General features: G+C 61.8%; 5 protein-coding genes. All 5 read right to left on the bottom strand.

Features of this window, described 5'->3' with window-relative positions; translation table 11 throughout:
• Nucleotides 1-448: 448 nt before the first annotated feature.
• The 5 genes from PF446_RS08515 to PF446_RS08495 all read right to left on the bottom strand — a co-directional run bounded on the left by PF446_RS08515 (nucleotide 449) and on the right by PF446_RS08495 (nucleotide 6,527).
• On the bottom strand, nucleotides 449-2,092 hold the full coding sequence (locus tag PF446_RS08515) for a GMC family oxidoreductase (protein WP_298071006.1): 1,644 nt from the start codon (nucleotides 2,090-2,092) through the stop codon (nucleotides 449-451).
• Complete coding sequence (locus tag PF446_RS08510) at nucleotides 2,082-2,738, bottom strand: gluconate 2-dehydrogenase subunit 3 family protein (protein WP_298071005.1); 657 nt, start codon at nucleotides 2,736-2,738, stop codon at nucleotides 2,082-2,084. Before PF446_RS08510 ends, PF446_RS08515 begins: the two co-directional genes overlap by 11 nt.
• On the bottom strand, nucleotides 2,735-3,547 hold the full coding sequence (locus PF446_RS08505) for a hypothetical protein (protein WP_298071004.1): 813 nt from the start codon (nucleotides 3,545-3,547) through the stop codon (nucleotides 2,735-2,737). Before PF446_RS08505 ends, PF446_RS08510 begins: the two co-directional genes overlap by 4 nt.
• Nucleotides 3,548-3,717: 170 nt before the next feature.
• Nucleotides 3,718-4,728: an SDR family oxidoreductase gene (locus PF446_RS08500; protein WP_298071003.1), complete on the bottom strand. Its 1,011-nt coding sequence runs from the start codon at nucleotides 4,726-4,728 to the stop codon at nucleotides 3,718-3,720.
• Between the two features lie 5 nt (nucleotides 4,729-4,733).
• Entirely contained in the window at nucleotides 4,734-6,527 is a 1,794-nt protein-coding gene (locus PF446_RS08495; protein ID WP_298071002.1) for a thiamine pyrophosphate-requiring protein, read from the bottom strand.
• Nucleotides 6,528-6,772 lie beyond the last annotated feature (245 nt).

The raw sequence follows: 6,772 nt of genomic DNA, 5'->3' as shown, positions 1-6,772 counted from the left end.
GCTCTACAACGAACACCTTCCGCAACGCGCGCTCAAACACACGACGCCACTTCAAGCGTTACGCGCATGGCGCAAGGAACGCCCAGAGTTGTTTGTCAGAAAACCGAAGAATCAGTCGGTACTAGACACATAAGCACTAAAGTGCTGCAATCTACTGCCCCGATAGTCAGGCCCCTCTAAGAATCTACCAAGCAGGGGTCGGCTCAGTGGGAACTATCGACCCTTTGCTGTGTCATGACGTTCTCCTTGACCGCAGCGTTTCACTCCTGAGTAGCACTGTGTTCATAATTTAGGCAGCCGTCTGTTCGAAAGCGAACAGACGGCGCCAAGAATACAGTGCACTATAAATTCTCAAGGACGGTTGCGAGGCAAGGACGCCTCACTTTGATCGAGCTAATTCAAATCGGTTCCCCGTGTTGCTTTGCACCGCAGATCGTCGCCGTGATGGCTACAGTTCTCCGCGCATCGCAAGGACGCCGATTCGGTCAGCGGTTCGGCAGGCAATGGCCTGAATGGTCAGCGACGGATTAACGCCACCGACGGTCGGAAACACCGAACCATCGCAAATCCATAGATTGGGTATGTCCCAGCTGCGACAGTCGGCATTGACCACACTGGTGCGCGGATCAGCGCCCATGCGTGCGGTGCCGTTGAGGTGACAGGTGTCGTCTTCTTGGCGCCAGATTTCCTTCCCTCCGGCGGCGTCGAGCGCCTGCTGCATGAAGTTCAGCGAATGGGCGATCAGTTTCTTGTCGTTGTCGCAAAACGAATAGGTGATGCGCGGGATGGCCAGGCCGTAATGGTCTTTTTCATCGGCCAGGGTGACTTGGTTGCGCTCCTGCGGCAGGGTTTCACCGACAATCTTCAGACCGGCCTGATGATTGTATTTCTGCATTTCACGCGCCAGCGCGTTGCCCCACAATCCGCGACCGTTCTGCGTCGACGCCCAGCCAGCTGGCAGCGGCCCCTGGCTCAAGTAGGCGTAGCCGCCGAAGAAGTCCTTGCCCTTGTCTTCGTAGTTCCAGTGCTCGGTAATCGACAAAGAAGGCGGGCCCTTGTAGCTGCGGATGTCCTCGTCCATGACACCCCACACAGCCTGGTTGGATTGCACCATCAAATTCTTGCCGACCAGACCGGAGCTGTTGGCCAGACCGTCGGGGAAACGGTGGTTGGCCGACAGCAACAACAGGCGCGGCGTCTCGATCGCATACCCAGCCACTACCACATTGCGCGCGCGCTGGAAGTTCCACTGGCCATCACGGAAATATTCCACGCCCACGGCACGTCCGGCGTCGTTGGTTTCGATGCGACCAGCCATTGCCAGGTCACGGATCTCGGCGCCGGCCTTAACGGCGCGCGGGATCCAGGTCACCAATGCGCTCTGCTTGGCATTGGTGGCACAGCCGGCAGCGCAGAAACCGCGGTAGACGCAGGGCGGTGACTTGCCGCGCGGGGCCGATACCGTGGCCAGCGGAGTGGGTGTCCAGGCAATGCCCATGGCCTCGGCCCCGCGCGCCAGCACCCGCGCGGATGCATTGAGTTCGTGCGCACGGTAGGGGTATCGCTTGCGTGGCGGGCCCCACGGGTAGTTGATGGGACCGGCGATGCTCAGCGCCTGCTCGACCTCGTCGTAGTAATGCCACATTTCGCGCCAGTCGAGCGGCCAGTCCGCGCCGTAACCCAGCACGCTGCGGCACTTGAACCACTGCGGGCGAAACCGCAGCGAGACCATGGCGAAATGCACCGTGCTGCCGCCCACCGCCTTGCCGCTATTGTTGCTGCCCATCTTCAGCGGATTTTCACCATCGCAGATGCGCTCATCGTTCCAGTACAGTTTTTTCTGGTGCGCTTCGTCGGAGGCGAACTCCTCCAGCGGTCGCCACCACGCGCCGGCATCCAGTGCCACCACCGTGAAGCCTTGCTCGGCGAGGCGGCAGGCAAGGGTGGCGCCTCCAGCGCCAGTGCCGACGATGACAAAGTCGACTTCGTCGTCCAGCGGATATTCGCGCATGGACACCCAGCCTCCCTTGCGCAACACATTGGGTGCGCGTCCATGTGCGCCACGCGGCTGCTGCATGGCATCAGCGGACATGCGCGTTCGCCTGGCGCACGTGCTCTTCATCGTCGGCGCTCGTCGCTTCGATGGCTTCCCAAGGGTCGCGGCGGTCGGCAACCATGCGCACGTATCCGCGCGGGTTGGCCGGGCCGCCAAATCCGATTTCGCTCCACGCCGAAGGGTGCGAGTAATAGGCGCCGTAAAGGTCGGCCAATACGCGATCACTGAAGAAGAGTTCGGGCGGCATGTCTTGCCAGGCATCCTCATGCATTTGGCCTTCCTGCATGCGCTGCAACAGCATGTTCTGCTGGGTTGGTGACAGGGCGGCAAAGTCATCGCCGTGAGCGTTCTGGCTTTCCGTGTCAAGTGCAGCCAAGCCGATCCGCCATGCGTCGCGCAGCCTGGGCAGACGCGCGTTGCGGTAGCCGTCACCGCTGTCTTCGTGCAGTTTGCGGTCCAGCAATGCGGCCACGGGCACGGCCGGGCGATCGTCCGGCTGCGCAACTATCGCCGCACACAGTGCCAACGCGGTCCGCCATTGATCCGAATCGAGAAAACGCGGTTTCACGGGCGTGGCCATTCGATCATCCACCACCTTGCGGGTGACCGCATCCCACGACGGCGAACCGCGTTTGTTAAGCACGTCGTAACCGGGATAGCGCGTCTTGGTGGTGGAGGTCATCGTTCGGTTTTCCTCAATTTGAGCGCGGCCAGTCCCGCCCAGGCCAGGGCGGTGAAACTGGGTGGTGCTGGCAACGGTGGCCCACTCAATACGTTCTGGCTCCAGTTGCGCCAGCCACCCTGACAGCGGGCGATGCCGCGGGCGTGGAAGCCCATGCCAACGAAACCGAGCAAGGCGGTCAGTCGCAGCCACAATCGGGTGAGCGGCTGTTCCCGCGGTCGGCCCAGCGCAGTGCGGGTCATCAATGCGGCAGCCAACGGCGCAATGATGATCGGTGCGTACATGGCCCGATGCTGGAACGCGCCGCGAAAGTGCAGCAGGCCGACTTCGGCCGTGGTCCCGAGCAGTCCCGCGCTGACGGCAAGCGCCAATGCGCGCCCCGCCGGCATGCCCAGCAGCCGGGGGTCGTGTGCCGGCTGGTTGCGCAACCGCTCGCCGATGGCGCCCAGCCCACCAGAAAGAAGCAGCGCCGTCGGGGCACCAAGCGGCGCGGCATAGAACAGGTTGTTCCAGCTGAAGTCACCTTCGCGATTGGTCACGTTGTAGAGATGGAATCCTGTGCCGACGACCCCTGCCGCCACTGCGAATTTGTAGATACCGTGGCGAATACGGTGCGTGGCCGGGCGTTTGTCGCGGCCTCCGTGCAGTCCGGCCATCAGTGACAACGTGGCTGACACCAACGGGGTATACATGGCCTTGTTCTTGAACAAGCCGCGGTAATGCTCCACCGTGCTGTCGGCCAGCACGGACCACGCCAGCAAGGCCGAGCTGTGGTTGAACGAGCGCGCCGCGGTGACATGTTTGTTCACATCGCTTCCATTGGTCGCCGGCGTAGGCACTTGCGTCTCCTGCCTCGTATGGCCCGCTCGCTGGTGCGAACGGTGGCCCAGCCACGCCGCAGCCAAAGCCGCACCACCCAAGGTCAGGGCCATAGGGATGTCGCTGCGTGGCTTGCTTCGCATGCCTGCTTCCTGCGCGCTCAGTGTCGGTCATCCATGCCACGCCGCAGCCAGCCATGCGCGAGCAGGGCGACGGCGCCCAGGACACCGACAGCCACTACGCGCCGGTGCGTGGTCGCCCACAACTGCGGACTGAAACGACGCGAGCGGTCATCGAAACGTCCGTGCGTGCCAAAGTCCTTGTCGACCGCGTCAAACAGGTTGTCTGGCCGATCCGCAAGCACCGGCTGTTTGTCCATTTGCCCCGAATAACCCTGCTTGGCGAGAATCCGATCCGCCAGCCACGGCACCAGTTTGTTGCCAAGGATGGCTTTCACCGCTGGGTAGCCCACCCACAGTTCACGCCGCTGATGATGCGCCGCGTAATGGATACCTTCGGCGGCCAGTTCGGGTTGATAGATGGGCGGTACGGGCTGCGGGCGACGCGGGAGTTTGCTGCGCGCCCACTGGAACTGCGGCGTATTGAACGCCGACAGCTGCACCATGGTGACGGTCACCTTGCTCTTCTCGTGCATCAATTCCACGCGTAACGCATCCGTGAAACCGCGAATGGCGAATTTGGCGCCACAATAGGCTGACTGCAGCGGGATGGCACGATAGGCCAGGGCTGAACCAACCTGCACGATCTTGCCGCGATCACGCGCGCGCATACGCTTCAACGCGGCCATGGTGCATTGGACGGTACCCAGGTACGTCACTTCGGTGGCGCGGCGAAACTCTTTGGGGGTGATCTCGCTGACCGGCGCAAAGATGGTGGCCATGGCCGCATTGATCCAGATGTCAATGGGGCCAAACTCCTGCTCGATGCGCTCTACGGCCGCTTCCACTTGAACGGCATCGGCGACGTCGACCGGGATTGCCAGCGCTTCCGCGCCCATGTCGCGCACCTCTTTGGCTGCAGCGTCCAAGGCTGTGCTGCCGCGAGCAATCAGCACCACGCGTGCGCCTTCACGGGCAAAACGATGCGCAGTGGCGCGTCCTACACCCGCGGATGCACCAGTGATGACGACAATTTCATGGTTGTATTTCATGACTGTCATCCGTTCTTGCCGGGGAGTACCCGCGCCATCAGGTCACGCACGCTCTGGCGAATGATGCCCACTTCGTTGGGATCGCCCTTCAACAAGGTCGAGGTGAACGCCTTGGCTTCCGCCAGGGTGATGTGCGGCGGCAGCGGCGGCACATCTGGATCGGACATGATTTCTATGAGCACTGGACGGTCGGCAGCAAAGGCCTCTTCCCACGCCTTGCCCAGGTCTTCGGGCTTGTCCACGCGGATACCCTTGAAGCCCAATTGGTCTTCGGCGTAACGCGCATAGGCAAAGTCCTCGACATGCTGCGAGGCCTCGAACTTCGGATCGCCAGTCATGGCGCGCTGCTCCCAGGTGACCTGGTTGAGGTCATGGTTGGCCAGCACCATCACCACGAAGTTGGGCGTCTTCCATTGCTTCCAGTACTGCTTGACGGTGATCAACTCGGCGTTGCCGTTCATCTGCATGGCGCCATCACCGACTATGGCCAGAACCGGACGATCCGGATACGCGAACTTGGCGGCGATCGCATAGGGCACACCGCTGCCCATGGTGGCCAGCTTGCCGGAAAGCGATCCCATCATGCCCTTGCGCATCTTTACGTCGCGGGCATACCAATTGGTGTGCGAACCGCAGTCGCCGCAGATGATCACGTTGTCCGGCAACCGCGGTGACAATTCCCAGAAAATGCGCTGCGGGTTGATCGGATTGGCCGGCTGCATGGCCTTGGCTTCCAGAGCGCTCCACCACTTGCGCACGTTCAGCTCGATACGCTCGCGCCACTCCGGATTATCCTTCGGCTGCAACAGTGGCAGCAGGCGATTCAACACCTCGGCGCTGTCGCCGATGAGGTTGACTTCGGTGGGATAACGCATCGACACGTAGCGTGGATTGATATCGATCTGCACGGCGCGGGCCTGGCCATCCTCGGGCAGGAATTCGGCGTACGGGAACGTGGTGCCGATCATCAACAAGGTGTCGCAGTCGTTCATCATCTGCCAGCTGGGCTTGGTGCCGAGCAAACCGATCGAGCCGGTGACGAAGGGCAGGTCATCCGCAAGCGCAGCCTTGCCGAGCAGGGCCTTGGCTACGCCGGCGTCCAGTCGATTGGCGACTGCGACCACCTCGTCGCCGGCAGCCAGCGCGCCAGCCCCGATCAGAATGGCGACCTTGCGCCCGGCGTTGAGGACTTCGGCCGCCTGCTGCAATTGCTGGTCCGACGGGGTAGGGTGCGGGTTGGCGTAGCCGATGCCGGAATACACATCACCGTGTTTACGCGGTGGGCTGGCTACCGCATCCAACTCCTGCAGATCGTTGGGGACGATGATGCAGGTCACGCAGCGCTCGGCGGCGGCAATGCGAAAGGCGCGGTCGATAACCTGACGCGCCTGCGCCGGCACCATCAAGGTTTCGACATAACTGGTCACATCCTTGAACAGGGTCTGCAGATCGACTTCCTGTTGATAATCACTGCCCAGCGAACTGCGCGCCTGCTGGCCGACGATGGCCACCACCGGCATGTGATCCATCTTGGCATCGTACAAACCGTTGAGCAGGTGGATGGCGCCGGGGCCGGAGGTCGCCAAACAGACGCCAACTTCCCCGGTGAACTTGGCGTGTGCGCCGGCCATGAAGGCGGCCATTTCCTCGTGCCGCACGCGGACGTAATCAAAGCGATCGGCGGCGCGGCCCATGGCACCCATGATGCCGTTGATGCCGTCGCCCGGATATCCGAAAACGCGGCGGATACCCCAATCGCTGAGGCGCTGCAGGAGGAAATCGGCAACTGTCTGCCTCATGATGGTTTCGCCAATTCAACGTGGGGACGAGTCAACCATCTTGCGCGGTGACGTCTGACGGACTGCTAAACAATTTCTGAGTTAAGGCTGAATAGAACTTGAAAACACACCCCGGAATTTGCCGTATTGGTGCTACGGTAAAAAGGCTCCGTAGACGTCAAGCCAATCCCTTTGTCGCCTTCAGAACATAACCGTTCAACCCAAGGCGATACGGCATGTCCACACGATTCACCTGCGACTTCTCC

Source organism: Oleiagrimonas sp., assembly GCF_027858935.1.
In the GTDB taxonomy this organism is placed as follows: Bacteria; Pseudomonadota; Gammaproteobacteria; order Xanthomonadales; family Rhodanobacteraceae; genus Oleiagrimonas.
The sequence above is the reverse complement of the archived record's forward strand: the minus strand, read 5'-3'. Positions and strand labels throughout refer to the sequence as shown.

Bases quoted from the DNA above. Each gene is read 5' to 3' on its own strand.
- PF446_RS08500 (WP_298071003.1), bottom strand. From the start codon at position 4,728: ATGAAATACAACCATGAAATTGTCGTCATCACTGGTGCATCCGCGGGT.
- PF446_RS08510 (WP_298071005.1), bottom strand. From the start codon at position 2,738: ATGACCTCCACCACCAAGACGCGCTATCCCGGTTACGACGTGCTTAAC.
- PF446_RS08495 (WP_298071002.1), bottom strand. From the start codon at position 6,527: ATGAGGCAGACAGTTGCCGATTTCCTCCTGCAGCGCCTCAGCGATTGG.
- PF446_RS08515 (WP_298071006.1), bottom strand. From the start codon at position 2,092: ATGTCCGCTGATGCCATGCAGCAGCCGCGTGGCGCACATGGACGCGCA.